The organism is Pseudomonas sp. MF4836 (genome assembly GCF_002018875.1).
Taxonomy (GTDB): Bacteria; Pseudomonadota; Gammaproteobacteria; order Pseudomonadales; family Pseudomonadaceae; genus Aquipseudomonas.
The window spans coordinates 1-25,267 of sequence record NZ_MVOL01000011.1 but is presented as its reverse complement, the minus strand read 5'-3'; the positions used below and the strand labels follow the sequence as shown (position 1 = coordinate 25,267).

The window sequence follows — 25,267 nt, the reverse complement described above, 5'->3', positions numbered from 1 at the left end:
TGGATGAGTTGCTCAGAAGAGGTCAATTACAGTGTCTGCGCAGCGCCTTGCAGCATTATTCATTTGGCGATTGCTACTAATATCACCAATCTCATCCATTGCAGCAATTGCGAATTCTTCGATAATTTTCCCCAAGGCTTCTTGCGGTGGCACCTCTCTTTTGAACGAAGCAAGCGTGCGTAATTGGCTCATATCGAATTCGTCATCAGCCAAGCCACCCTTCATGTTGCTCATCAAGACCCTCATGTAGAAGGTGAAATTGATCTGATCAATGCTCTCACCCATGGCTTCAGCGAGATGCAGCAGGTTAGCAAGAATATTTCGAGAGTTGGTTGAGTTGTCGAGTGATAGAAACCCTTTGACCCCTTCGCTCATCGTGTAGGTAATCATCCTCGGGTCTACGCCCCGGTCAGCTAGCTCTAATCGAAGGTAGGCGATGCTGTAAATCATTAATTCCATTGTTGCCACATCGTTCATCAACCCGATGACATGGTTTCGATCAATGTATTCCTTTCTCAATCGCAGAACTGAACTTGCAAGAAAACCCTGGACTTCCCTTCGTAGAGCGGCGGATTTTGTGGATTTGTTATCACTTAACACGTCTCCGATGAAGTTGAACACCGCACTGACGTGTTTATCCGTCTGAATCGAATTTATCAGATTGTCTTTGGGCCAACGGCGGAATCGAGATGTGCTTTTAGGTTCTTCCACCGAAGCATTTTCTTCTGATGGTTCACTTGCGACGGCCTCTACCTTCTCCCGTTCTGGTTCAGGAACCGGAATAGATTCGGCAGATACGGGCAAACTGGTCTGTGCTTGGGGCTGTGTAGGAGATGGATTGAATGCAAGCACTGTGGATGGCTGTGCCGAGGTTTGAGGAACCTCACTGGTAGACAAGGCAACTGGAGTAGCTGAATGCTTCGGCGTAGGATCGTTCTTGGATTTTAGGAGGTACTTTTCTATCCTTTCGAAAAGATATACCAGCTTAGCACCAGAGGCTTGGGTTAGCTTAATCACCTGCTGTTCATTGATGTAAAGCGTTGAGTTCATCAAGCCTTTCTTAACGAAAAGAGATGAAACCTTGGGCAGGGAGTAGTGGAAGGGATCACAGAAATTATCTTTACCGCAGATTTGGTTATCAGTGATGATTACCCCTACTTTCGCGTTACCAAATACCGTTTCATCAATGAGAATTTGTATGTCGTCATAGCTAATTGCTGGGCAATAGGAAGAGATAGCGTTGTAGGCTTTGTCGCGGGGTATGTGTGGTTTCCTGTGAATTTTTTCCACACGTCCCAGCTCGCCAATGAAATCCAGCATCGACATATCTATAATTCCCTTTAGCCTTTGGTTGTGCGTGCGGGCGCTTTGCCATCGACACGGGTAGCCACATGCTACTACGGGCAATTTCTCGATCCAAGCAGGAGCTAGCGCGAAGGTGGCCTAGGAGCGCGGTATCGGTGACATAGGGGCAGTCAGAGTTTCGTTCATGATCGTTTTCCGCCGATATTGCCTCTAACTGAATGGTTCAACGCGGCAGTGCCGTCGTCGAGCAGCCAGTCACTTGGGGATATATCAGGCAAACCAGCGTTGATTTATGCTTCGGCTCAAAGCCGTGATCAATCATGCAGCGTTGCGCTTTGGCTGTGTCTCCGATACTTGCAACGTCCAGATTTGACCCTAGCGGTTTGGCATAGCCGCATGCGTACATCACTGGCAGGGCTTCACTATCATTGGCTATCTGGACTGAGAAATGCGGTGATGCTCCCGCCTTGCGCCAGGTGACTTGCATGCGTTCATCCCTGCCAGAATTCGGCTTGATAGGGTGAAATGCTTCGTCCTCCACAAATGGCAAAGCCTCGAGCTGGGACAGGCTTAGAGGATGCCCCTGCCTTTCTTCTACGCAGGCGGGCATATTCTTCATTATTTCGCAGTATTCAAAACCGTCTTTGCGAATGAAGCCATTACGCTTCATACACTGGAATTGCAGCACCTGTTCGTTGATTGGCAAATGCGTCATCGAAGTGGTTACCGGGTCGCCACATTCCTTCATTGCGGCTTTGACACCCTCAACAGAGGTAGAAGGGCGTTTCCACCGCGTAAATTCAGGTGATGGCGGGCAGCCGGTCAGTAAAAGAACCGTCGCGATAAGGGCAGGAAAGGTAATGATGTGAGCTTTGCGAAACATGATAATCCTTTAGGTACGTCCGGCTCCCCGGCACTGCCTTGATCCTTGGGAACCTCCATTGATGATGATCATGACAGAAACCGAAAGGACTGGCAGTTATGGACACTGCGAAGACTCCATCATGCTTCCCCCGGTTTGCTTGGTGGTCGTCTAGTGTCTCTTGGCTTAGCAGATGACAACGAACCTGGCTGATCCGGCTTTTCCTGCTCTATGACCCCTGGAGCTGAATGCGTGGCAAGGGCTGGCTTCTGATCTTGCGCAGCAAGTGCCGGCGCCTTCGCAGGTGGTTTTGCCGGTGGGGCGTCATCCAGTGTTATCCCAGCTCGTATAAGGATGCTGTCCAGCTCGTGGGCCTTTAGCTGTTCATCTTTGCGTAGGTCGTCAATAACGCGCTTCTTCAATGCCTTCGGCAAATCGTTAAGGTGTTGAATGTATGTGAAGTCCTGGAAGGGTATCCCCTTGTGTATGCCATAGAGGAATCCATAAAGCTTGGGCCTTGCATCAACCTCACGATCCATCCTGTTGTTCGTCTGGATGAACACCTTCTTCGATTTGCCGGTTGAGTCAGTAGCTCTTATGGCTACCGCGTCCTTCACCCTCTGACGGTTAGCGACGACAAGCTTCTTGTACTCCTTACCAAGCATTGCATCGGCTTCTCTGACAAGCTCTGGAGAAGGCGTGTAGTCCAGTAGCGTTGTCCCGCAGATACGTGATGCAAGGTAAAGGTTCGCTTGAGTCCTTGGGTTCGGCTCCCCTGTGCATCGGATTTTGGTGTGTCCTCTGGCAACGTGAATCGACATTGTGATGAGTGCCGAATTCAGGTCGGTCTGGTATGTCTCGACGGCGTTCCCAACGATTGTGCATACGTCTCTTTGGTTGAATTTCGACACGACCGTGTTCCCTACGATCATCTGCTTTGTGATAGATGGGCCGTATCGGCTGTTCTCGTTGAACCTGGTGATGAAATCCTGAAGGCTTTCAGTGTTGTCTATGAACCTGAATTTGATCTTCTTCTTCCTGCCGTCCCCAATGGAGATTGAGCCGTTCACCGTGGCTTCTGTGACCTGCTTTTGAATGTTCTGCTTTTTGATCATCTGGTAGAGGCTGTTGATTGATTCGACCTCATCCATGTCGATTTTCATTTGGCTGTCTATGATGACGCCGGATTTTTTTGCAGAGATTTTGAAGTCAAATTCGTCCAGGTAGATCGACCAACCGCTTACCTTACGTTCACCGCTTTTGTTTTTGCTGATGTTCGGAACCAGTCGTGCCCCTAGCTCTTGGTACAGCTTTTTGTTCAGCGCTTCAAAACCATCGCTCATGTCGGTGGCGTTTATTAGCGCCACGGCTTTTGAAACGATTAGGGACACGTCTGTTTTAGTTTGGTTCGCTTTGTATTTGTAAGCTGCATGCAGCTCAAGAACACCCTTCGTTTGATGGGGGAGGGTGTCTATAGAAAGGAAGTCATCGCCATAATCCTTGTGTTTGATCTTGATGTGCTGTTTTCCGTTAAGGTAATCATCCACCACTTCAAAACCACTTTCCTGAAGGGCTTGTGTGAATTCTGTATAAGAGAAGTTCTGCCCAATGAATTGAGACGTAATGGACTCAATTCTATTAACAAGCTCAACGTGCTTGCCGAAAATTTTTCCGGTGTTTGGGTTGATCAATACGTCAATCGTTTTAGCACGGTCTTCATGTTCCATTTGAAGAAGGAATGGGTATTTTTCTTCAAGGCGATATTTTACGTCTCTCATCTTCTTGATGATGCCGCTGTGTTTTTTTCCTCTAAAAAAGCTAGGTCTATACCCATCCAGTCTACGAGTAGACATTAGGACGTGTACGTGTGGATTACCGTCTTTAAGGTGAGGAACAATCATGTATTTGAATGCAATATCCTTTTTGGAATTAGACAGCTCAAGTAAAGTTTCTTTGGCGGAATTGATAAGGAACTTTGCTTTTTCTTCGTCAGTTTTTAGTGTGGCTAGCTCATTGTCTGTACAAGAAACGATGAACGAAAAAGCATCCGGTGCATTGGAGGAAGACTTTTTACCTTGGTTAGAATGTTCCATGAATTCATTTGCGCAAGTATTTGCGAATTTCAACGTGTAATTATTTTCATCGAAGGCGTTTTTAAAGAGGCCAAGCTTCTTCATTTTGTGCGGTGAATCTAACTGTAAATCAAGATTCGTTTCCGTATATTGGACTCCAACATGAGTGTCTATTCCGTCATCGTTTATTTTTGGAAGGTACAGGTATGCAACAGCTCCTTTGATTCTGACCTTACCCCTGATTTCAGGGTCAGAGGATTCAACGTATTCTATTTTTGCATTTGATGTAATGCTGGCAAATTTTTGTTTTAATGGTGCTGCAATTATCATTTTTCTTCTCTTATTCTTATGGTCTTATTGTTCCTGTATTTAGTGTGTAAAAGCTCCAGCGCTTTTGATGCTTCAAGCATTGTGCGAACCAATAATTCTTTGTAGTCCTTACCGATTTTCACCAGCTCGTTCACATCCCTGACACGTCGATTAAGAAGGTCGTAAATGCGCTTTCTTTCAACGAAGAACGGATGCTTGGAGCTGACCCCAATCTTGTATATCTTGGCTTCTTCGATTGCCCTCACGATCTGCGTAAACGGATCATCATCCTGCTTGAAAAACCAGTATGGTTCGTCCTCCAGCAGCGCAGATAGGCGCGTTTCGCTCTCCGTATAAAGCTGGGCGCTGCGTAAGAATTTGCGTTTGGCTACGGCTTCCACACCTGTGTTTTGTTCGAAGTACTCGACGTGGACGTATGTGAATTTTTCACTGAGCTGGTTCACCTTGACGTGATGCTTCAGAAGCATCGTAAGCACGTTGGGGAGCTTGACCGTCTTGCCTTGCTTTGAGGTGTACTGCTGGCCTGCGCATAGGTTGAAAAGCTGCTGGATGTTGCTCTGATTCCTGTTGAACGTGTCCTTCAACGCCGCAACGCTTTTATGATCTTTCAGAGGAATGTAAATGTCTCTATCCCTGTGGAGGTGAGTCAAGAAAAGGCTCACGCCTTTTCTGTATTTGGCAATCACCTCGATCTCATTCACGACTTCTGGAAGGCGTGTGTAGCCACAAGCAAAAACTAGGTTCTGCAGGTCTGACTTGAAGCGTTCTGAACACCTAAATCTAAGATACGTTTTCATATATCAACCCTCACTGCTGATGAGGGTAATTATTATTTTGAGGTTGAAGTTTTGTTTTGAAAGCTTCTTTTAATTTGGCAGTGTCTCTGATGTTGGTAAGGTTCTTCATTTCTTCTACAAAATCTAAAGCCTCAATTACTAATATTGAATATTCCAGCTCGGCAATTTCTGACGATATTTTACTTCTGGCATCGAGCTTTGACTTTTTTGAAGCCTCATTCTTTTCAATAGATTTAGTTAAGTCATTGTAGGTTTTTCTTGCGGTAGATTTCGCGCTGTCGCTGGCCGATACCTTGTTTAAGATTTCGTTGGCCTTGTCTCGTTTAGATCGAATAGTATTTTCTTGATCTTCGAATTTTTTAATCTCAGCAGCTAGCGTGTCAAAAGCAGTCTGCTTAGTTTTAATCTTTACTTTTAGGTCTGTAATCTTTTCGGAAATATTCATTTTTAATGTTGTTTGTTTGTACCTATTATAACATTTTTTATTTCGCAAACTGTTCGATTGGATTTCATTTGGAAAAGGTATATGGCGATAGCACTGGCTATGATGAATATAATCAGTTTGTCTAAATTCTGATGGGCTGTGTATGCGAGAATGAGCATGATTGTTGTGAAGCTGAAATTCAGTTTTAGAAATTCTGAGAAGTCGTTCCCGTAGGTCAGTGCCCTTTGCTTAACATTGTTTGAAAGATAGATCTGTTTGTACTCATAAATAGCGTTGTCGATTTCTATCTTTGAGGTGTTCAGCCTCGCTAAATTCATTGCCTGTGGAGTGTAATCTTCTGCCTTGCTTCGCACTGATTTGAACAGAGCTTTCCTGAATTTCGTGGGTTGTGTACGCTCGATTTCCTTTAAGCATAAACGCATGCTGTCTTCTACAGAGTTTCTATGGTCTAGGAGAATTTTGTAAATTTCTCCCTGCTTAATTTTTCTAGCTATCTTGAGAAAGCGGAAATAGGCTTTTAGGTGTTTGTATATCATCGTGTTATCAGGTTGTTGTTTTCAGATTATAGCATTTTGGTTGCGCTCAATTTTCTATTAGATACCTTTTTGATGCTTCCACTTTTTTAATGAGTCAAACATGCTTTTCGATAACACTGATTCACTGAAAGCTTTATAAAATGCGGTATCCAAACAAGCGGAGCGCGATAGATTGTTGAAATGGACTTGTCCATTACCAACCTGACCTTGCCTGCTCTAAAAAATGCTTAAAAATAGCTTTATTGAATAACCAATACTTACCCAATGGTGCATAGCTCTTGGTGGAATCCCCGCTGTCGTGGTCATCCGAAGGGGGGAGGGTAGTGAGTGAGGCACCCGACCGCTGCGCAGCCGGAATCAGCATCCCTACCTGGTCTGTTGGCCGTGGCCGGAATCGGCTGTGTCTGGATGGTTCGTGTACGTCATACAGAAGCGGTAAGAGCTTTCCGTCAGATCCAATTTGAAGGTAGGACTGCGTGACGCTGGGGTGCCCTTGGATGGGATGGTGGTAGACGTGAGTTGCATTTCTCCAGGTCGATGATAGATGTGCTACCAGTGTGCCATCACCTTGGGTAGAATGGTGAAAATTTCACTCAAACTAGGGAAAGTTATGAATCTTGAATTTTCGAAAAAATTTGTATTAGTAAGTTTGGGAGCTGCTGCGATATGGGGAGGGTTTACCTACATTTTGCTACAGACAGGTTTTCTCCAATTGGCGGGGGCGAATGCAACGCAATTAAACGTTACATTGGGTTCGATTGGTGTTACTACTGGACTCATGATTCTTGTCATTTTCAGTTGTTTAAGTGATAACAAATTTTCAAAAGCTTTGAAAGAAAGGGTAATGTCTTTCATTTCGTTTTTTGCGGGTCTTGGTTTCTCTGCATTTGCCGCTTGCCTAGTATATTATTCAAACAATGGGTGGAATAGTTACTTTACTTTTCTTGCTTGCGCAGGTCTGGTTTTTTGGATTTCCACGTTAATTCTTTTGTACATAATTACTAATGTGACGTTCTCGAAAACCCATAGGTGGATAGTTTGCGTCGTTGCAGCAATAGCACTTGCATTTGTCTGTTATTGTGTAGTGGATGCCCAAGGTGCGGGTGTATTGTGATGGTTAAAAAATATGGAATAACATTTGTGAATTCCTAATAAATCTAAGTATTAATAAAGCCGCCTTAACTGGCGGTTTTGCTTTTACATAATGGTATAATTAGAGCATAAACAAACTCTGCTAGTTATGAGAATTTCCAGAATTAAAAAGTTTCAGTTTTCAGTCGCTTCTATTTTAATAATGCTGTTTGCAATAGGTCTATTGTTTGACGGGGCTAAAGCATTTTTTACGATTATATGTGATGTCATCGGAGGGTCCATTTATTATATTGCGCATTGTTTGATGATTGCTACTCAAGATTTGATATATCCTGCATCTGCTATTGTAATTTTGTCTCTTGTCCTTCTGTATGTGCCATTTTTTTCAAAGCTAAAACCGTTCGTTATACACACGATGATGCTGCCCGTATTTTTTTCAGTCGCGCTTCTCGGCATAGTTTCGTATTATTTTTGAATCTAAAGGATTATATTTTTTCAGAATTAATTAAATCGCCTTTACTGGCGATTTTGTTTTTCGGGAATGGTATAATTGGAGCATAAACAAACTTTACTACAAATGAAAAATCAACCAACAGATTCCGAAATCAAAAGTCTACTGCACGTAAAAAGGAATCTCCTTGAAGGCGTAGGCATGAACCTTGTTCGTATCTTGCCTATAGCGTTCTTAGGAGGATTCGTTATCAAGTCCAATATCTCTTTCTTCATAAAAGAGCCCTTGAACCCCAGCTTCCTTTTCTACCTCTTTACAATGACGTTCCTATTGAGCTTGATCGGTGTGTTCTCCTTGGCTGCTCTCAGAGCGAAATGCGCTATCAAGGATGCTTCGTATACAGGCGGATTCAGTGGCGCTCTGAAGCAGGCTGGCGAGATCCTATCGAGAAATATTCTTTCACCTGGTGAGTACGTCAACGAAAGAAAATTGGTCATCAAGGATGCTGCTGTGTGCTTCTTTGCGCCGTCATTGCTTGTCGCTGCTGTTGGGTTCGTAGGATTGCCCGCATGGGTCAGCTTGATCGTTTTAGGCGTTGCTGTGTGCCTCTGGTCTTCCAAGCTAAATGGTGTCCAGTCGGAGGCATACGGGCAGATTGTAAGCATCACTGATAAGTGATGAGCGATGGAATCAATTAGCTGCATGTGCGGCCTTTTTTTATGAATGAAAAACAAAGAATATGCCTAACAGCTAACTCAAGAGTCCGAAATGGTATAATTAAGAAAACAAATCCAAAACCTAATGCGTCAATTCAAAATTCTGGCAATGCTTGTCCTCATGCTGATTGGCTCCCAATCACATGCTTTCGAATATTCAAACCTTTGTGAAGTGATGAAAACGGCAACCCCTCAATCTAAAGGGCTTGCCTCACAAATCACACCTGGAATATTTAGCTGTAATGAAGACCAAGCCTTAAGCGTTATTTATTCTCTTGAAGGTGGGAACTCTACCGCCTTATCTACAATTAAGCCGATTCTTAAAAGCGGCGGTATGAGTGAAGATCATTTTTCCACACCAAATCCTGTGCTTGATGCGTTCACGTCATATATGTGGAACATGATAATAATCATTGTTGGCGCGTTGACTGGTTATATTGTGTTTAGGTTTTTGGTGGACTGGTATCAAAGCCAAAGCATTCAAGCATCGTTGAAGAATAACACTACCCGTATCGTCTCCATAGTCATGTTAATAGTCTCGCCCTGGACATTTAGCATGTTTGCACTGCTGTTTGCCACAATATCAATTATGTTTTCCAACAAAGAATTGCTTGCAGACAGTTTGAGCAAGCTTTCAAAGGTCGATGATTACAACGTAATCAGACCCGAAGAAAAAATGGTTTTTTCTGCAAACGTCGAACGTATTAACGATATTGCAACTGAAGACACAAGAACAATAGATGCTCTTTTCGCAAATAATCGTATTGCGATTGGTGAAGCAGGCTATACGAAAGAAGGCATGCTTAAAATAATCGCTGAAAGCGGATTGGAAATTTCGAAAGAAGAAAACTCTTGGATAGATAGTGTCAACGTTGATGTTACTACAAATATAAAAAATATCGTTAACCTGGTAAATGAGGTACATAACTATCCAATGAGAAAGACGGCTGATTACTCTATGAGCGATAGGGCATTGAAAGGATACCCAGCGAGCGTAGGTAAATTCGTTATCGGATCAAATGGTGGTGATGTAGAAATTCTTACTGGTCAAAGTCTTAATGACGGCACGATGAAGTCGATGTTCGAAAAAGGGGCAAAGGCTAGTACAGATATGTTGGGAGGTTCTTCGACATATCTTAACAACGCTTTCAAGCTTGGTAAAAAATACTACGCACAAATCAATGATGATTATTTTCAAACGTCATCAATGAATGTTGTCGATGGGAAATTTGAGACGGAAGAGCAATCTATAGTAGATGATTCGTATGCTAAAACCAAAGAATTGATGGGCATTCTTGAGATTGATCAAATAGGTGTTAGTAAATCAGCAGATGCCGAGGTAATAAAAGCTAAGTTTGCAGCCAATATTTTGTCTGGATATATGGGGCATGATTTTGATAAAAATGGTGCTTCGTTTAGAAATATCCTCAATGCGTTTAAAAACACTATTGTCCGGGCGAAGCTTGATGAGTACTGCACTACACATTGGTTTGAGCATGAGGCTTCTAGACGTGCAATTGCAGTATTCAATGAATTGCCTAATGACACGAAAGGACGTGATTTAAATCGTATGCAAGGCATAGATTTTGATATGCAGTGCGCTACTCTCAATGCCTCATCATTGAAGATAGAAATTCTCGGTAGCCCCAACGAATCTGATGCAAAAAAATTCAAAGCAAAACAATTAGCCTATTTAACGGCATTCAACCGCGCCTATGATCTTTTTTACATTGGCGTGAAGAAGGCCCTACAGGAAAATAAAGAAGGCTTGGATATTCTCACCTATGAAGTGCTTTCAAATGTTCAAAGGGGAATATTAGGTGCTGCTTTGTTTACTCAAGCAATTACCAAATTCGAAAGCAATAAAAATCTCAGTTCACAAATACTCAAGAATTCTTTCTTTGTGTATTGGGATAATGCTGATGTGAAGAATTATGATTATGTAAACAAAAAGATCTTGTGTGGAATCACTGATGTTAAGCCTAATGGCGCAGATGGTGCCTGTAACCTGACACCTTTCGCACCAGTCGATTACAAAGGTCTTTACCTTTCTCCGATCATGAACATCACGCCTTCGACGTTGACGGAAAACGACAGTTTTCTTAGTAAGATCGATTTATATAAACTCATTTTTGAGATGATTGGTTTAGATTTTACGTCAATTAAGGAAATGGCCGGTTTCGATCCTAGCTTGTCTATTCCTAAAGGTCGTGCTCAATGTGCTTCAAATCCTCAAAGCTGCGAGAATAACTACCATATTGGTTTGGCTGCGGGAATGTACAAGCTTGGCTCTGAAATGTTTGATTTCGGCGTGAACATTATAATAATCAAGTCACTTACAGGTGCTGCTGATGGTGCGCTTGATGGTTTGATGGAATTAATTGGTAATAGTGATTCGTCGTCTTCTGCTGGAATTAACACAAGTAAGTTTACAGGTAAGCTTGCGAAGTTCTTAGGAACGTTAAGTGGTAAAACCCTTCAGATAGTCGTTAAGTCGATGGATATTATAATGTCGGCGTATTTGCCGCTTGGATATGTATTTGCTGCCTTGGGTTTCTTTTGCAAATACATAATGCCAATGCTCATGTTTTTCATGATTTTGGGGCAATTGATTAAATTCGTCTATTTTGTGATTTTCTTCAAATTTATAGAAGTGCCGGTTCTTCTCAGCTATTCAACCATAAGCGGCGACAGTAAGTTCATCAAAATCATGGGCTGGAAATTCGTTTACCTTATTTCGTTCATGATGATCCTGATGTTGTTCATGCTGGTTATGAATTTCATGGCTAATAATCTAGACGCTAGAGCTGTGATTTGGGGAATCCTGGGCATGAGCGACGGAACATTTATTGGAGATATTCTTTCGATCCTTATGGTTGTGGTTTACGCAATCTACACACTGTTCATGATTTATAAGCACGGAATCGACTCATTCAATAGAGTGATGAAAACTATATCGAATGAAGATGCCATTCACGATGATTCTGTTTCTAGAATGCAAGCTTTCATCATGCACCCACAATTGCAAAATGCCCTACACGCTGGCATACCAATGCTAGGTAACGCATTTGATACAGTGGTGAAGAATAACGCATGGGCTAAAAGCTATGATGTCGAGAATAGAAAAAGAAAGGAAGAAATTCGCAAGCAGTTCTCAGAAGAAGAACGTAAAAACTCTACAACAACAGAAGGTGAAGCATGAGTGAGAAAACAAAACCAAAGCAATATGGCCTTTTTATATTCGTAATTTTTCTAGGTGTTTTGAAGGTGTGGGAGGTCTTCAGTGTTGGTCCCGCTTTGATTACTGCATTCGCTTGCGCGATATTGTTTTTGGTCTTTCTGCTTGGTGTACGCATCAATCAGAATTTAGACAAAAAGATTGAAGAGCATGATGCTAAAAATCGAGCTGTGATTGACCACAATGAGAAGTTGATAGGGTTGGAAATGGCGCGCAAGAATGAGATCAAAAGGCAGAAACTTGAAAAGCTTGGGATAGGTGATTTGTGAAGCACGTTAATGGTTTCACCAGAGCAATTCTGTGCGGTTTCCTTGCCTTGAGCTTGGCGTCCGCCAGTGCTGGCAGTCATCGACTCTCTAGCGCGGTTATACAGCCTTGGCCTGTTGCTGTGATGACTAGCGCTGTGGATCTGGCTTCCCTGGTTGGTGTTAATCGTGTGGCATGGCCTGTGAGCTGTTCTGCAGTAGCGTTCACTCTAGGGGAAGGGGAGATGACGAACGTGTTGAAGGCGCTGCTTGGCGAGAACGTTGAACCTTTGATGGTAGCTGCTAAGTGATTGAGGTTTCGTATGATACAAAAAAAGCCCATTAGGGCTATTTGAGTTATTACATTTTGAATTTTACCTTTTTGCTCTTTGGTTCAGGCGTTTCCGTCAGTTTTGCCTTTTTAGCTTTTTCCAGCAACAATTTTAATCCGTAATCTAGGTGTGAGCCTTCGCGTGATCTCACTGGGTTAACGGATTGACCCTTGTTATCGTAAAAGTCTATGGATATCGGAACACTATTTTCCATGATTCTTTCGTTTTTATTATCTGTGAGATAAGCTCTGCTTTTACCATTGGATTGAGATCTAATTTCTATCTTGAATCCCAAGCCTAGTATTTCATTGTAGTTGGTGTTTGCTGCTGCTTGGGCTTTTTCGTTTGCGGGTTTGTTTAATGTTGTCATTTTAATTACCTTTCGAATATGTCGGCATAATTGCTTTTCATATAAATATATTACCATTTGCATTGTCGTAAAATCAGGGTTAGGTGTAAATATCGTACCATTTGGATTTTATATTTTTAGGGTTAGACAAAAATTACCCTAACTTTTATTTAAAATCCTATTGGTCAATGAATTCATATGTTTGAACAGTTGAAGCTTTTCATGCATGTGCTGGTCATGAGCGAGCTTGACGTTCAAGAGAACCTTTTCAGGAGTCTTGATGACTATCAACGACTTACTATTAGGCTTCGTCTCTGTGAGTGCATTCGAGCAAATGACTCTCAGCTGATGAAGGTCATGCTCATGAACCACCATGCTCGATACGAACTGCAGGGCTGCTGCGCAACACATCAATGGGTCAATGTCGTTCACCATTAAATTGAGTAATTGCGTGCGGTGGCGTCCTACTCTGGCTTCTCTCTGTGCTGCTGGTAACGTCAGGCTACCTGCCCCACTGCAATCATCATGTATGACATACGGCTGGGTGCGCTTATCTCGGTCGGATTCGCACACGTCTATCAGGTTGCCAATCAGATTAGCCAAGTCTGGTGGAGTGAGGTACTGACCTAAACCATTGCCCTTCTGGTCATCAAGCCATATGTCCTCGGTGAGCGAATGCAGCACGTCTGAGAACACAGGTAGGGCTTCTACAACCCCTTTGTAGATCTGCGCTGACCTTGCCAACGCTGCCAGGTTGATTGAGCTGAACAGCTTTGCGTCTAGACAGATGTAGGTATCGTCAATGAAGACGTGTTTGGTTAGCTCCAGGTCAGTGGCTCCATAATGACGGTATCGCGCCACAAGCTGATTCAGCATCACTCCAAGGTTGAATTTGATGAAGATGGATAAGGCCAAATCTCGTTTTGCTCGTTTGCCACCGGTTTGATGGCTTGTGATCTGAAAGATTGAGGCTTTCAGGGCTTTGAATTGTTGTTCGATAGGGAGGCTCATGCTGCACCTACCAATTGTGTGGCGCTGTGTACTCTCCTGGCTTCGCTATCACTAAGAGGTGTGACATTCACCGGGTAGCCAAATATCTCGTAATAGCCACACGCACGAAGCTTCTCTTCACGAGTCCTGGCGCGAGATTCGTAAATCTTGGCAGGGGTTATGAACCTGAAGAGGTACGGATTTCCAGAAGTCCACTCTGTAATCACGTTTGAGCAGTGCTGTGTGAACTCGCAAAGGTCTATGTCGTTAATCACAGTGTTGGCGATGATTTGAAGGGTTGTGGTGCAGCACATGAAAGGGTCAATGTCGTTCGCTATGACAGTGGCATTTTTCGCGTGATGGGGATTTCGCTTCATCATTTGCTGCAGTGGTGCCAACACTAATGCACCTGCCCCGCAGCACATTTCCATGACCTTGAATGGCTGGTCTGTCTGCATAGGCATGAGTTCAGAGCATCCGCTTGCGAGGCTTGGAGGTGTCAGACACTGGCCGAGTCCTTTCCCGCGCTTGCCCACGAGCAGTATGCTTTCTAGGAGAAGTGACAGAACGTCAGTGTATGCAGGAACTTTAGATACGATTTCAAAGTACTGCTCCACTGAAGAACCGAGAGCTTCTGTATCGCAATCATCGATTTGTTTTGAAGAGATTTCGTAAAGGGAAGGGTGGATCACTATGCATTGCATAGTTTCTGCGTCTGACAAACCCAATCGCTTGTACCGTTCGATGAAGCGCTTTAGCTGAATATTCAGTGCGCCTTTCACGAACAGCTTGAATGAGTTTTCTTGGTTTGTTCTATCGTTTTCAGGATGATTTTCGTAAATCTTAAATATGGTTTTTCTAAGAGTTTCGATTTGGTTTTTTAATTCATTCATTTTTCACCTATTCAGTAATGACGGCGAAAATATAGATCGAATTAAATGTGGTTGTCAAGATTATTATTATAGTATTGGGTAGGAGTTTGATTATAAGAAAGCCCTGTAGGGCTTATTTGATTTTGCTTTGGTAAAACTTCTGATAAGCGGTCTTTTGCAGTTTGTAATCTTCGCTATCGTATTCGCGTAGCTCTATGCTTCTATGATTGTAATGGTAGTTGAATATTGATGCCTCTTTAACTAATCTCATGAATGCAAGTGTGTATTTATCTTCAAGTATTTTTGAATCTAAAATCGTAATTCCTATTTTTCTTTTTTTGTCCGTTTCTAAATGTAAATACGGTTCAAGTTCCTTTGGTGCTTTAAAGTGTTTTGATGATTCTTGTATGCTAACTATCATTCTTGTCTCCGGTTTGTCGTTAAAAGGTTTATTCCTTTTGTAGGCATATTATACCATTTAGGTTTTTTGATTTTTTGTGTTAAGGAAATAATCTATCTTCAATTAATTCATTTCAGTTTTGGTATCGCTGTTTGCGTTTCGTCTGAATGCGTCTGTTAGGCTTTTTCGAAGCTCGTCTGTCGGACGGATCTGTAGGTCGCTTGTGGGCTACTGGCACGTCGCGCCATACTGTTTGCATGTACAGTGTGAGCAAGCCCCTATGTTTTCCATCCTCGGTCCCATCAATCCCCCTGTAGATCCTCTGCGAAAGCCCATCGTGGGCAGGGTTTCGTGTGGGTTTCCATCCCCTGCGCTTGAGTACTCTGAACCACCTTTGAGCCTGGATGAACTGGTGTGCCTGCGTGAGCCTTCGCGCTGGCTGCTACGTGCTGACGGTGATTCCTTGCAGGGGATTGGGATTTACGACGGTGACGTGCTGATCGTGGACAAGGCTCTGGAACCTTTGGATGGTGACATTGTGGTCGTGGTCATTGGAGCTGATTTTTGCTGCAAGGAGTACAGAGAACGCCTAGGGAAATCGCCCATTCTGCTGGCTCATAATCCACTCAACGCGAGCATTGAGGTGGGAGAGTGGGAAGACATCGAGCTGTGGGGTATCGTCCTGCACAACCTCCACCGTGTGTCTCGTTGATTAGGTGTCTCATGACTACAAGAAAGGAAGCGCTTTTTCGTTTAACCAAGCAAATTCTTGATACACGTAGCGAAGTCCGCATAGGACTCGAGAGTATTGAAAAGGATTTACGTGAGGGGATGAATGGCTTGACCGTGAATGCGCGTGGCAAACGAGTCACTTTCGGTCAAGTGGATGAGGATGACTGGGAATATGGCTTGTTGAGCTTTGATGGTAAAGATTTGAGAGTTATGACCTCCACGACTATGGATGACGCTCATAATTACGGGACGCCCAGGGAAGGTCATATGACTTCACGTCATTTGAACGAAATCAAGGATGACGAAATCGTTACCAAATTGGCTTCTCCCGATTCCATATCATCCATTTGGAACGCCGTTGAAGAACAAGTTAATGAAATGCTTGGTGAGGCTAAGAGTTCAGCAAAACTATTATCTGAGTTTTCAGACGTTCAGAGCGAAAGCATTCACAGGCAGCTTGTCGATTTAATGAACGGTGATTATTTTGAAAAGCAATGGGTAAAGGCCCGTCTAGCAATTGATACTGATGCCAGCGACTCCCTAACGAGAACGAATCAATTTCTTGAGTCGGTTTGTAGACATTATCTCGAAAAGCGAAACATAAAAGCTGGCAAGACCAAGACGATTAGTGAACTAATAAATGCGGTTTCTAATGATCTTCCTCCTTTGAAGCTACCAACCGGCGAAGATCACACTGCTGATATAAAATCATTTTTTGGTGGGATTAAGGGTATTTCCCAAACGACCGGGGCTTTAAGAACTCATGCAGGTACGGCCCATGGTGGGGATAAAACCGCCAATGCTGATGAGGCGCGCCTGTCAAATAATCTAGCGGGTGCTGTGGCTATCTACATTCTGGAAAAGCTTAAAGAGCGGATGGTTGCAGAAAATGAGTGATGACGGATTTTCTGAGCTGGCAGCTCGATCAGCGAAGGTCAAAAACGAAAACCTGCAACTGTTGCTTGGATTGAGAGCGTTTGAACGAAAGCTTCTCGATTTGGTTGAAGGTCTTGGCTGTGGTGGCAACAGTGAAACCATCGTATTTGATGAAATTCTCGACGATGAAGATGAGCCAATTGGACACACGATGTGCTATCTCACATTCACTGGCCGAGAGCTGAAAATCTGCTGGAAAGAGGCACCTCGACCAAGTGAGTTTGATTACTGGAATTACTGCACGTTGGAGGAAGCTGGCACTGATATGCAGAGGCGCGTCAGTGACCACAAGGTTCTGAATTCACTGGTAGCTGATCTCCTGGTTAACCTTGATCGGGAGTACATGAAAACTGCCTCCGTGGTTCAGTCCCTATCCCAATTTGTGACTGTCGAGAAGGCTGCGATGGATGCCGATCTCGATGGGCTCTTCAAGGGCAATAAAATGCTCTCGGATTCCTGGTTGAAAGCTCGGGGATGTGTGCTGACTGATCCAGAGCTTTCCATCACATTGAGCTGCAGCCACATAGAGACAGTGCTAAAAGCATGCCTGAAATCATTAGGTGAAACGGGCTACCAGAAAGACGCGATTGAGAAGCTTGGTAGCAAGGTTTTGGACATCCTGAAAAAGTCCTCGGTTATCGACGAAGCTACCTCGCAAATGATGCGTGGAGTAGGCACCATCTTCCTCGGCGTAGGGACCATCCGTAACGCCCAAAGCGTCTCTCATGGCAAGGATGATGAATACACCCCACCTACGTCAGATCTAGCTCAGACAGTGAATCATCTTGCCGGTGTTGCCTCTGTCTTTGTGATGAAGCAGACCGACCTTGTGTTGAAGGCGAGGTGACTGATGGCCGTCTTCTGTCTGGTTGATTGTGATTGCTTCTACGTGAGCGCAGAGCGTCTTTTCGACCCTACGTTGATCGGTGTTCCCGTGGTCGCATTGTCGAACTCAGATGGTTGCGTCGTTTCCCGCTGTCCAATTGCCAAAAGCAAGGACACGGCCAACGGCGGGCTGGGGATCAAGATGGGCGCGCCGTTCTTCGAAATTAAGCACCTGATGAAGTCTCACGGCCTGCGAGTGGTCAGTTCAAATTACGCCTTGTACCAAGAAGTCAGTAACCGTGTGATGCGTGTTTTAGAGACGTTTGCGCCTCGGATCGAGGTGTATTGATTGACGAAAGCTGGCTAGATTTCACCGGCGTCCAGGGCGACTTGGAGAAGCTTGGGCGTGAGATTCAATTGGCGGTGAAGAAGCAGACCGGCATAGGGGTAGGTGTAGGGTTTGGGCCTACCAAGACTTTGGCAAAAGCTGCCAATTTCAGCGCGAAGAAATGGCGCAAGGAAACTGGTGGTGTCGTGGTTCTGATGGATGCAGAGCGTCGTGACAAGCTTCTGAAATGGATGCCAGTTGATGAGATTTGGGGCATAGGCCGGAAGCTCTCTGCGAGCCTTCAAGGCATGGGAATCAACAAGGCTATCGACCTTGCACGGTATGACCGTAAAACCTTACGCAAGGTGTTCAACGTCAACGTTGAAAAGACTTCGATGGAGCTGGAAGGGGTTAGCTGCTATGCGCTTGAGGACTCCCCTGAACCCAAGCAAACCATAGCAAGCACTCGATCCTTTGGTGAGCGTGTTACTACACTGCAGGGGCTTCGTGAAGCCGTTGCCACATATGCGAGTAGGGCATGTGCAAAGCTACGGTCGGAAGGGCAGCTTGCTTCCTGCCTTCAGGTCTTCATCCAAACGTCCCGCTTCGATGACAAGCCCTACAGCCGCGCTTCGATCTGTGGCTTGCAGGTGCCGAGTAACGACACTCGGGAGTTCGTTGCTATGGCCCTTGAGGGACTACAGAAGATCTACGTGCCAGGCTATCGCTATGCGAAGGCTGGGATCGTGTTGAGTCAATTCGTGAGTGGCGACGGGTATCAGCCGGATCTATTTGCACCAGAACCACGGCGCAATTCTGAGACCTTGATGAAGGTGTTAGATGGGATCAACGCTCGCTATGGCCGGGGTAGCATCATGCTCGCTGTGGAGCCACCCATTCCCCAGTGGGGAATGAAAAGGGATTATCTGTCAGATAGTTTCGTCACTGATTGGAATCAGCTCAAGAGGGTTAAATGCTGAAGCTTTAAGGCTTCATTTTATTATATCCATGTTGGTGTTTGCTGTTATGTTTGAAGTATACCATTTAGCTTCTTAAAGCAATGATTTCAAATGGTATAATTAAGTAAAACGAACACTATATAAATGAACTCCAAAAAGATAATTTCTATGATATTTCTGCTTATGGCAATTCTTTCGCCATTATCGCAAGCAGAAACGTATCAAGACGCCCAACAAGCTGACTGCTACTACGCCACTTCTGACATGGTTGGCAAATGCGCAGGTCATGAGAGTAAGCGAGATTTCGCATTTAGCTCAATTGCAAAGATGATTACACCCCAATCAGTCATGGTAGCTGGGCTGGTCCTTGCTCCATATCTTGGGGATAACGACACATTGTCAATTGTAGCTGACAAGTCAAAAGAGGGCGTTGCAATACAAGGGGTCATGAAAGACGCAGTAGGGATATTTGGGATAGTTTCTATATTCGTTTGTGGTTTAAACATATTGGCAAGGTTATTCAAGAATGCTGCCAATGCTGAATATGGCCTAAAGGAGAATAAATTCCTAGTATTTTTAACTTTGGGCGCGGTTTTGTTTTTAGTGGGGAATGGGTGGATTATTCATTTGGTTCTTGCGGCTTTGATTGTCAATTTCGTCTTGTTGAAATCGACCGTTATGTTCTTCATGCCTTTCTATATAAACGCTTCTATTAAAGATGAATCGGCCTATGTCACCAGGGGCGTAGTACAAGCTGAAAGCATTTATAAAATGGAGATTATCAATGCCATTCAGATGGCGTCAAACGACTTGGCGCTTCGTAGACAGCTTTTGGTAAAGCACAATTTGGTAAAAGACGTTCAATCGGGCAAGTTTAGATTCGTAGAAACTGATTTTTCTCGCTGTCTAGAAAATCAAGCACCAGCATCTAAATATGATGGAAGCTCTTTAAAGGTTGGTGAGATTACTAAGACAGCCCAGTGTCTAACGAAGCTGCAAGTGAATGTTTATAGCGCTGGTAGCATCAATTCATCAGGTCAATTAGATGTAATCAAAGATGCCAATCTTAAAATATTTGACATGGCTTATAAAGAAGCTAGAAAAATGCAGATGTTCATGTGCAGTACAGGGCTTGATAAGGCTGATAATCGCATGAAATACGCTGATAGTGAATTGCTGCTTAATGACTGCCTAGATATGAATGAAGATGGAACCGTGGCAGACAAGGATTCGTTCGTACATGAATTTAGAGACTCCGTTTCTATAGAAGAGCTTCACAATGGGCGTGACCAAATGCTGAATGTCGTGAGAGCCACTGTTGATCCTGTGGTTCAAGTCCTCCTGCAGGGAATCACACCAGAAAAATTCACGTCAGATATTTTCGCTTCATTCATTGGCTTGATGAATCTCAATAACTATCAAAAGAAAATGACTAACGCCATTGATGCTCAATACTCAATTTTCAAAATCAGCGTTAATCAGAATTTCAACGCTTCGGATTCAGCAGAAGCATTGAATGAAAATGATAAGAATCAAATGAATCAAGAAATGATAGACACTATGAAGGTGCAAAAGCTCTTTGATATAAATAAGTCTATTTATGAAGTCTATTTTTCGCAGACAGAAAATAAACTGGGCGCTCTCGCACTGGATGGGATTCAGGCACTGCTAAATAAATTAACGGCACGTTATTACGAAAATTTGGGGTTTCAATTTAAGTCTTGCTTTAATACAGATTCGAATTGTGTATCCCCGGTTCTAAACGTCCCGGCTTCACTTTGGAGCAATGCGTCAGAATATACACAGGTCTCATTGGTTGTTTACTATGGTTCTGAAATAATAAGAAACGGAATTTTGACCTTTAATAAAAACGAAAGGTACATGACAAACCTTCTTTCCTATATATCGACAGCTTCGATGTTTATGTATGCGTTCTTCATGGCTAACCAGATATTAATAGGTCTGCTGCCTCTTCTATTGCTTTTGGGTGAGATTGGCGTGGTGGTTGCTAGTGCGCTTGAAATAATAGTGACAATGAGCGTCAGGCTGGTTAAGTCGATTTTTATTAATAGAAATGAACAGGAAGCATTTGACGTACTGAAAAATATTATGCTTCAACTGGTTTGGATTTGTTTCAGTGGAACAATTGTAGCCACCTTATTCTTTGTCGGGATGACGTTGGTGTCAGTTGTCATTGTCATAGTAAACGAGTTTGTTGTTTATTTGTCTTCGATATTTTTCTCGGGCGGAACAGGGTTCATGTTCGATGTGATGAGATTGTTCGTGATGCTTTTCTTGCATTGTACTATTACTATAATGATGTTCATCGTTTTATACAGTGGAATTAAATCTATCTCAGCTGCATTCAAAGATATGCTCGTTGCAAAAGATTTATTTACAGATAAAGCCCTGGGTGAGCAAGCGAATACTCAAGTTAATTCAATGAGCGAGAAATTTAAAGGTGTGCTACCGTTACAACGAACAAGGTAAAGTGGTTATGTCCTTTAATTTATATATTTCTAAAGAGTTAGATCTGTTTGTCGGCTAACTCTTTTCTTTGCGGAAGTAAATGCTATAATGGCAATAACTAGAAGAAGGTGAACGACATGAAATGGATGAAGAAGGAAAAGATAAGGTTAAATTTCTTACAAAGATTTATCTTCTTTTATGCTGTCATTGGTTTTTTACCATTGCTCAATGGTTTGCTTTACAGCGGCATGGCTAAAATAAACTCTACCTATTTCGATGATCACCTTACCCTGATTCGTCTTGGGCCGATGATCTTCTTCTACGTGACGTTACCTGTTTTCTATCTGATCAACCAGATGGACTACAAGCCTAACTACTTCAATCCAGACTTGTGGGACAAACGCATCAAGACGTTTAAGCTCATCATGAGTGTCATTGTTTGGGTATTCATTTACAGGTCGATAGTTGTCTTCTTCTTCGGTATCAGGTTTTGGGATTTCACGGGCGAGCTTTCTACTGTGACCTACCTTCTCCATGGTTATTACACAAGCGAAATTGTCCATGCCCGTGCAGAATTTTCCTTGAGCGATCCATCAGCAATGTTCGGCTCTATGTTTGCGTTTACAATAATCTGGCCGATTACTCTCCTGGTTGGAATGTTCACTTTGGTGCTGATGAAAAATAGAAGCTTACGCAACGACAATAGAAGAACTGCATGAATACAAATGTTTGGATATGAAAAGGCCACTCTTCAGTGGCTTTTTTATTGGGTTTGATTTGGTGGTTGCATTCCGGCTTTGCCGTAGAAGGGAGATTTATCTGGATATGCACGGTGATAATTTATTGAGCGCGCTCAATGGCAGGGAAGTACAGTAAAAATCCAACAATGCATTTATCGGCGTTTTAGACAGAATCAACACTTGTTCATTGGGGGTGATCAATTTCTGGTCAGGTAATATTAATCGGGCTTGGCTAGGTAAAATCAATTCATGTGAGTAATTCATAATAGGTTTAGTTTGTTTAGTCTAATTATACCATTCTCAATCTGCTGTACTTACCGCTATCGAAATAATTAATCACATAATAATCCTACACTCGTTGAAGGCAGGCAGTAAGCGTCTAGTAAAGGCATCTGGCCCGCTAGGTGAAGTTCAACTATTTGTAGTGAAGAGAGCTGATCTAAGCACCGGCTCTGGTAGGCTAGATTACCCTCTGTCCTTCGGTTCGTATGATGTACTACACGCCCCCTGCACTGCGAATGCTCAAGGACCTAGGCATACCGTTGAGTTCCGTGATTGGTCGCAACCTTCAAGAGTTCGATGAGGCTAAGGCTCTTGAGCTTGCTGAAGTTGATGCAAACAGTAGACAGCATTTGCTGGTACCCCTTGCTGCTCTGGCCTGGCGGCAGCTGAAGGCTTCTGCCGGCAAGCAGGATGTGAATATTTACATTGTTTCGGCCTTCAGAACTGTTGAGCGGCAGGCTGCAATAATCAAAAAAAAACTAGCTTCGGGTTTAAGTATTGAAGAGATCCTGACGGTCTCGGCTCCTCCGTTTTTTAGCGAACACCATACCGGGTGCGCCGTCGATATAGGTACGTCCGGGAGCGCTGTCCTTGAGCGAGAATTTGAGAACTCGTTGGCCTACGAGTGGCTGACAGAAAACGCGAGATCATTTGGTTTTCACATGTCTTACCCAATCGATAATGCCGCCGGCTACGCTTATGAGCCTTGGCATTGGAGATTTAAAGCTGACTGATATCCGCTTGAAGTAGTATTTTTTCAGGCTACGCAGCCCGCAGATGCATTGTCTTTGGCTCAGCTGTTGCCGCTGGTTGCGAAGCATTCCTTTTGGATGCCTAGGCTCGTTTTCGCTAAAGGGGAGCTGATCGACACGTATGATCTGCCTGCGACTGACGAGAACGGCGAGATCTTAGGATTGTGCTTCTAGAAAGCCTAGCGTAAGCGCCTGGTGAAGTCGTCTGGACAAAGCAAATGGTCTAAATACGATCAGATTTCACGAAAGAGCGACTCGCCAGTTTGCATTTTCGGTTATTGACACAGTGCTCAAATCTCCAGATTATCAATCAATGACCCCTACAAATCTCGTTAGCATGATGCGCCCCTTGATGACTGCCTTTGGCGGACCATAGGGCGATGCGTGCTTAGAACAGAAGCATTGACCAGAAGCCCCGCCAGAAATGGATGGGGCTTTTTCATTCCCCTTCCAACTCATTGATGACAAGGAGAGTGAAGATGCTGTTGATTCGCCCAGCCAAACGTACTGACGCCGAGGCCGCGTTTGATATACGCCTCCAGGCGATCCGGCATCAATGCATTACCGTCTATACCGCTGAGCAAGTAATGGCGTGGACTGATGTGCCGCTCACAGACCGATATCGGGCTTGGGTGGAAAAGGAGTACCACGTTGCCTGGTTGGGCGAGACACCGGTCGCAACAGGTCTGATTGATTTCCAGTCTGGAGAGATAGGCGCTATTTTCGTTTTGCCTGCATTCATGGGACAGGGGATTGGCAAGGCAATGCTCCTATACCTTGAGCGACTGGCCTTTAAAGCCGGAATCGTCGACATCCATTTAGATGCTACCCCTAACGCAACCGCGTTCTACCGTCGGTGTGGCTATCACGGAGATAATCAAGCTGTCTATACCTCGCCCTCCGGTCTTGAGCTGGCTTGTACACCGATGCGGAAACAGTTGGCCAGTGAAGAGCTAATGGACGTCACGCGGGCGACAAGCAGGCTGCCAAACTCAGGCTGAGTAAGTCAGTCCGGCATCCATTGATGCGGCAGCAGATGCTCAATCTCACTGGCTTTCTGCGTCGGCAACCGCGTCAGCACATCTTTGAGATAAGCATACGGATCATGCCCATTCATGCGTGCCGACTGGATCAAACTCATGATCGCGGCCGCTCGTTTGCCGCTGCGCAGAGACCCGGTGAACAACCAATTGGAGCGCCCAAGCGCCCAAGGCCTGATCGTGTTCTCGACAGGGTTGTTGTCGATGGCCAATGGAATCTGCCTTGGTTCAAACGACGTGCCGCCAGCCAGACGCCAATCCCATCGTGTACCAGCACTTTCATCCGGGTCGCGCGGCGATTGGCAAATAGATAGGCGCAGTGCGGCTTCGCCGCACCGAACACCGCGACGACCCTGGCCAGCGCCGTTTCAGTGCCGGCGCGCATATCCATGGGCTCGGTGGCGAGCCAGATGGCATCGATGCGGATCATCGCAATAGGTCTCTAAGGAAGGCGGCGCAGGCAGCAGCGCTATCAGTTGGCCAGTTCACTTTGACGGTGCCGCGCGGGTGCAGAATCTCAACGCTGATATTCGATGAAGGTACTGGCGCCGTTGTTTGTATGGGCAACGGGACGAATGCGGGTTGAAGCGCCGTACTTTTCTGCGCTTGTACCCGAATCCATTTGTGGACGAGGTTTGCGTTGAGGCTATGGCCGAGGGCGACGCTGGCGATTGAAGCGCCGGGTTGGACACACTCTTGAATGACCTGGGCTTTGAAGGATTTGGAATACGAACGGCGTGTTGGCTGCATGAGATACCCGCTTAAAAGGCTAGAACTGGTGCCCACCTAAATTAAGTGCACACCATGTCCTGGCTTTTCGGGCTTGGGTAGATGACTTGGCCGGACGCATACCGCGTAACGTCATCCCTACTCGCGAGGTGTGTGGCTACCTCGGCTGTACAAGGCTTCATAGTTCGCAGCTTGTAGAGCGTGAAGGGTTTTTTATTCCTGCCGACTCTGACTTGGCTGAAAAACGGAGACCCCGTATCGAACAGGCCAATCAAGGCCAAGATCATCATCACTGGAGTGCTTGCCAATATCCCCGCTAGGGCAAGAACAACGTCGAACGTTCGAATGAGCCCAGCCTGAGGGCTGTCCCTTATACAAATCTGACTCTGACGAAGATCTACCATGTGTAGACCTCGGTAGCACCCGTAAACTTACAAAACAAA

The 25,267-nt window shown here is 44.4% G+C and carries 24 protein-coding genes and 2 pseudogenes; 13 read left to right on the top strand and 13 right to left on the bottom strand.

The features are described 5' to 3' along the window. Window positions 1-12 precede the first annotated feature (12 nt). The 5 genes from MF4836_RS23550 to MF4836_RS23530 all read right to left on the bottom strand — a co-directional run bounded on the left by MF4836_RS23550 (window position 13) and on the right by MF4836_RS23530 (window position 5,811). A complete protein-coding gene (locus MF4836_RS23550) occupies window positions 13-1,326 on the bottom strand; it encodes a hypothetical protein (protein ID WP_078472307.1) in 1,314 nt (437 codons plus the stop codon). A 202-nt stretch (window positions 1,327-1,528) separates the two neighbouring features. Beyond that, on the bottom strand, window positions 1,529-2,188 hold the full coding sequence (locus tag MF4836_RS23545) for a hypothetical protein (RefSeq protein WP_078472306.1): 660 nt from the start codon (window positions 2,186-2,188) through the stop codon (window positions 1,529-1,531). A gap of 119 nt (window positions 2,189-2,307) precedes the next feature. Beyond that, window positions 2,308-4,569 (bottom strand): hypothetical protein, encoded by a 2,262-nt coding sequence (locus tag MF4836_RS23540; protein ID WP_078472305.1) that lies wholly within the window; start codon window positions 4,567-4,569, stop codon window positions 2,308-2,310. Further along, a complete protein-coding gene (locus MF4836_RS23535; RefSeq protein WP_078472304.1) occupies window positions 4,566-5,366 on the bottom strand; it encodes a hypothetical protein in 801 nt (266 codons plus the stop codon). The genes MF4836_RS23540 and MF4836_RS23535 overlap by 4 nt, the downstream gene beginning before the upstream one ends. Window positions 5,367-5,376: 10 nt before the next feature. Beyond that, on the bottom strand, window positions 5,377-5,811 hold the full coding sequence (locus MF4836_RS23530; protein WP_078472303.1) for a hypothetical protein: 435 nt from the start codon (window positions 5,809-5,811) through the stop codon (window positions 5,377-5,379). 1,146 nt (window positions 5,812-6,957) lie between these two features. Here MF4836_RS23530 and MF4836_RS35130 point away from each other — a divergent pair. The 4 genes from MF4836_RS35130 (at window position 6,958) to MF4836_RS23510 (ending at window position 12,113) form a co-directional block, all read left to right on the top strand. After that, a complete protein-coding gene (locus MF4836_RS35130) occupies window positions 6,958-7,461 on the top strand; it encodes a hypothetical protein (RefSeq protein WP_153050257.1) in 504 nt (167 codons plus the stop codon). A 528-nt stretch (window positions 7,462-7,989) separates the two neighbouring features. Further along, window positions 7,990-8,568, top strand: a complete 579-nt coding sequence (locus tag MF4836_RS23520; protein WP_078472301.1) for a hypothetical protein — start codon at window positions 7,990-7,992, stop codon at window positions 8,566-8,568. Between the two features lie 123 nt (window positions 8,569-8,691). Beyond that, window positions 8,692-11,808 carry a hypothetical protein gene (locus tag MF4836_RS23515; RefSeq protein WP_238596181.1) on the top strand — a complete coding sequence of 1,039 codons (3,117 nt, stop codon included), beginning with the start codon at window positions 8,692-8,694 and terminating at the stop codon, window positions 11,806-11,808. Next, window positions 11,805-12,113, top strand: a complete 309-nt coding sequence (locus tag MF4836_RS23510; RefSeq protein WP_078472300.1) for a hypothetical protein — start codon at window positions 11,805-11,807, stop codon at window positions 12,111-12,113. Before MF4836_RS23515 ends, MF4836_RS23510 begins: the two co-directional genes overlap by 4 nt. A gap of 336 nt (window positions 12,114-12,449) precedes the next feature. Here the strand turns inward: MF4836_RS23510 and MF4836_RS35125 are convergent, their stop codons facing one another. The 4 genes from MF4836_RS35125 to MF4836_RS35120 all read right to left on the bottom strand — a co-directional run bounded on the left by MF4836_RS35125 (window position 12,450) and on the right by MF4836_RS35120 (window position 15,053). Beyond that, window positions 12,450-12,791 (bottom strand): hypothetical protein, encoded by a 342-nt coding sequence (locus tag MF4836_RS35125; RefSeq protein ID WP_153050256.1) that lies wholly within the window; start codon window positions 12,789-12,791, stop codon window positions 12,450-12,452. A gap of 138 nt (window positions 12,792-12,929) precedes the next feature. Continuing rightward, entirely contained in the window at window positions 12,930-13,781 is an 852-nt protein-coding gene (locus MF4836_RS23505; RefSeq protein ID WP_078472299.1) for an N-6 DNA methylase, read from the bottom strand. Then, entirely contained in the window at window positions 13,778-14,653 is an 876-nt protein-coding gene (locus tag MF4836_RS23500) for an N-6 DNA methylase (protein ID WP_078472298.1), read from the bottom strand. Before MF4836_RS23500 ends, MF4836_RS23505 begins: the two co-directional genes overlap by 4 nt. Window positions 14,654-14,765: 112 nt before the next feature. Then, on the bottom strand, window positions 14,766-15,053 hold the full coding sequence (locus MF4836_RS35120) for a hypothetical protein (RefSeq protein ID WP_138739347.1): 288 nt from the start codon (window positions 15,051-15,053) through the stop codon (window positions 14,766-14,768). 259 nt (window positions 15,054-15,312) lie between these two features. On the opposite strand from MF4836_RS35120, the gene MF4836_RS23495 reads away from it, so the two are divergent. The 9 genes and pseudogenes from MF4836_RS23495 to MF4836_RS23460 all read left to right on the top strand — a co-directional run bounded on the left by MF4836_RS23495 (window position 15,313) and on the right by MF4836_RS23460 (window position 24,056). Continuing rightward, complete coding sequence (locus MF4836_RS23495; RefSeq protein WP_078472297.1) at window positions 15,313-15,744, top strand: LexA family protein; 432 nt, start codon at window positions 15,313-15,315, stop codon at window positions 15,742-15,744. Window positions 15,745-15,755: 11 nt separating this feature from the next. Further along, window positions 15,756-16,661: an abortive infection family protein gene (locus MF4836_RS23490; RefSeq protein WP_238596180.1), complete on the top strand. Its 906-nt coding sequence runs from the start codon at window positions 15,756-15,758 to the stop codon at window positions 16,659-16,661. Continuing rightward, window positions 16,654-17,547, top strand: coding sequence for an abortive infection family protein (locus tag MF4836_RS23485; protein WP_078472295.1), 894 nt, complete (start codon window positions 16,654-16,656; stop codon window positions 17,545-17,547). The genes MF4836_RS23490 and MF4836_RS23485 overlap by 8 nt, the downstream gene beginning before the upstream one ends. 3 nt (window positions 17,548-17,550) lie before the next feature. Further along, window positions 17,551-17,957, top strand: a pseudogene (locus MF4836_RS35880) (Y-family DNA polymerase); the annotation flags it as partial. A 111-nt stretch (window positions 17,958-18,068) separates the two neighbouring features. After that, window positions 18,069-18,833: a DinB/UmuC family translesion DNA polymerase gene (locus MF4836_RS35990; protein WP_338013630.1), complete on the top strand. Its 765-nt coding sequence runs from the start codon at window positions 18,069-18,071 to the stop codon at window positions 18,831-18,833. A gap of 123 nt (window positions 18,834-18,956) precedes the next feature. Then, window positions 18,957-21,302, top strand: a complete 2,346-nt coding sequence (locus MF4836_RS23475; protein ID WP_078472294.1) for a hypothetical protein — start codon at window positions 18,957-18,959, stop codon at window positions 21,300-21,302. Window positions 21,303-21,418: 116 nt separating this feature from the next. Further along, the gene (locus MF4836_RS23470; RefSeq protein ID WP_078472293.1) at window positions 21,419-22,000 is read left to right on the top strand and encodes a hypothetical protein; all 582 of its coding nucleotides are present in this window, start codon (window positions 21,419-21,421) and stop codon (window positions 21,998-22,000) included. Between the two features lie 572 nt (window positions 22,001-22,572). Continuing rightward, complete coding sequence (locus MF4836_RS23465; protein ID WP_238596191.1) at window positions 22,573-23,037, top strand: M15 family metallopeptidase; 465 nt, start codon at window positions 22,573-22,575, stop codon at window positions 23,035-23,037. Window positions 23,038-23,534: 497 nt separating this feature from the next. Then, window positions 23,535-24,056: a GNAT family N-acetyltransferase gene (locus MF4836_RS23460; RefSeq protein ID WP_078472291.1), complete on the top strand. Its 522-nt coding sequence runs from the start codon at window positions 23,535-23,537 to the stop codon at window positions 24,054-24,056. Between the two features lie 5 nt (window positions 24,057-24,061). Here MF4836_RS23460 and MF4836_RS23455 read toward each other — a convergent pair. The 4 genes and pseudogenes from MF4836_RS23455 to MF4836_RS23440 form a co-directional block, all read right to left on the bottom strand. Beyond that, window positions 24,062-24,301 (bottom strand): annotated as a pseudogene (locus tag MF4836_RS23455) (transposase domain-containing protein); the annotation flags it as partial. Next, window positions 24,193-24,480, bottom strand: a complete 288-nt coding sequence (gene tnpB / locus MF4836_RS36195) for an IS66 family insertion sequence element accessory protein TnpB (RefSeq protein ID WP_443217389.1) — start codon at window positions 24,478-24,480, stop codon at window positions 24,193-24,195. The pseudogene MF4836_RS23455 and the gene tnpB, both read right to left, overlap by 109 nt. A 41-nt stretch (window positions 24,481-24,521) precedes the next feature. Beyond that, complete coding sequence (gene tnpA / locus MF4836_RS23445) at window positions 24,522-24,845, bottom strand: IS66-like element accessory protein TnpA (RefSeq protein WP_102047937.1); 324 nt, start codon at window positions 24,843-24,845, stop codon at window positions 24,522-24,524. Window positions 24,846-24,886: 41 nt separating this feature from the next. After that, window positions 24,887-25,228, bottom strand: coding sequence for a sugar transferase (locus tag MF4836_RS23440; protein WP_078472288.1), 342 nt, complete (start codon window positions 25,226-25,228; stop codon window positions 24,887-24,889). Between the last annotated feature and the right edge of the window lie 39 nt (window positions 25,229-25,267).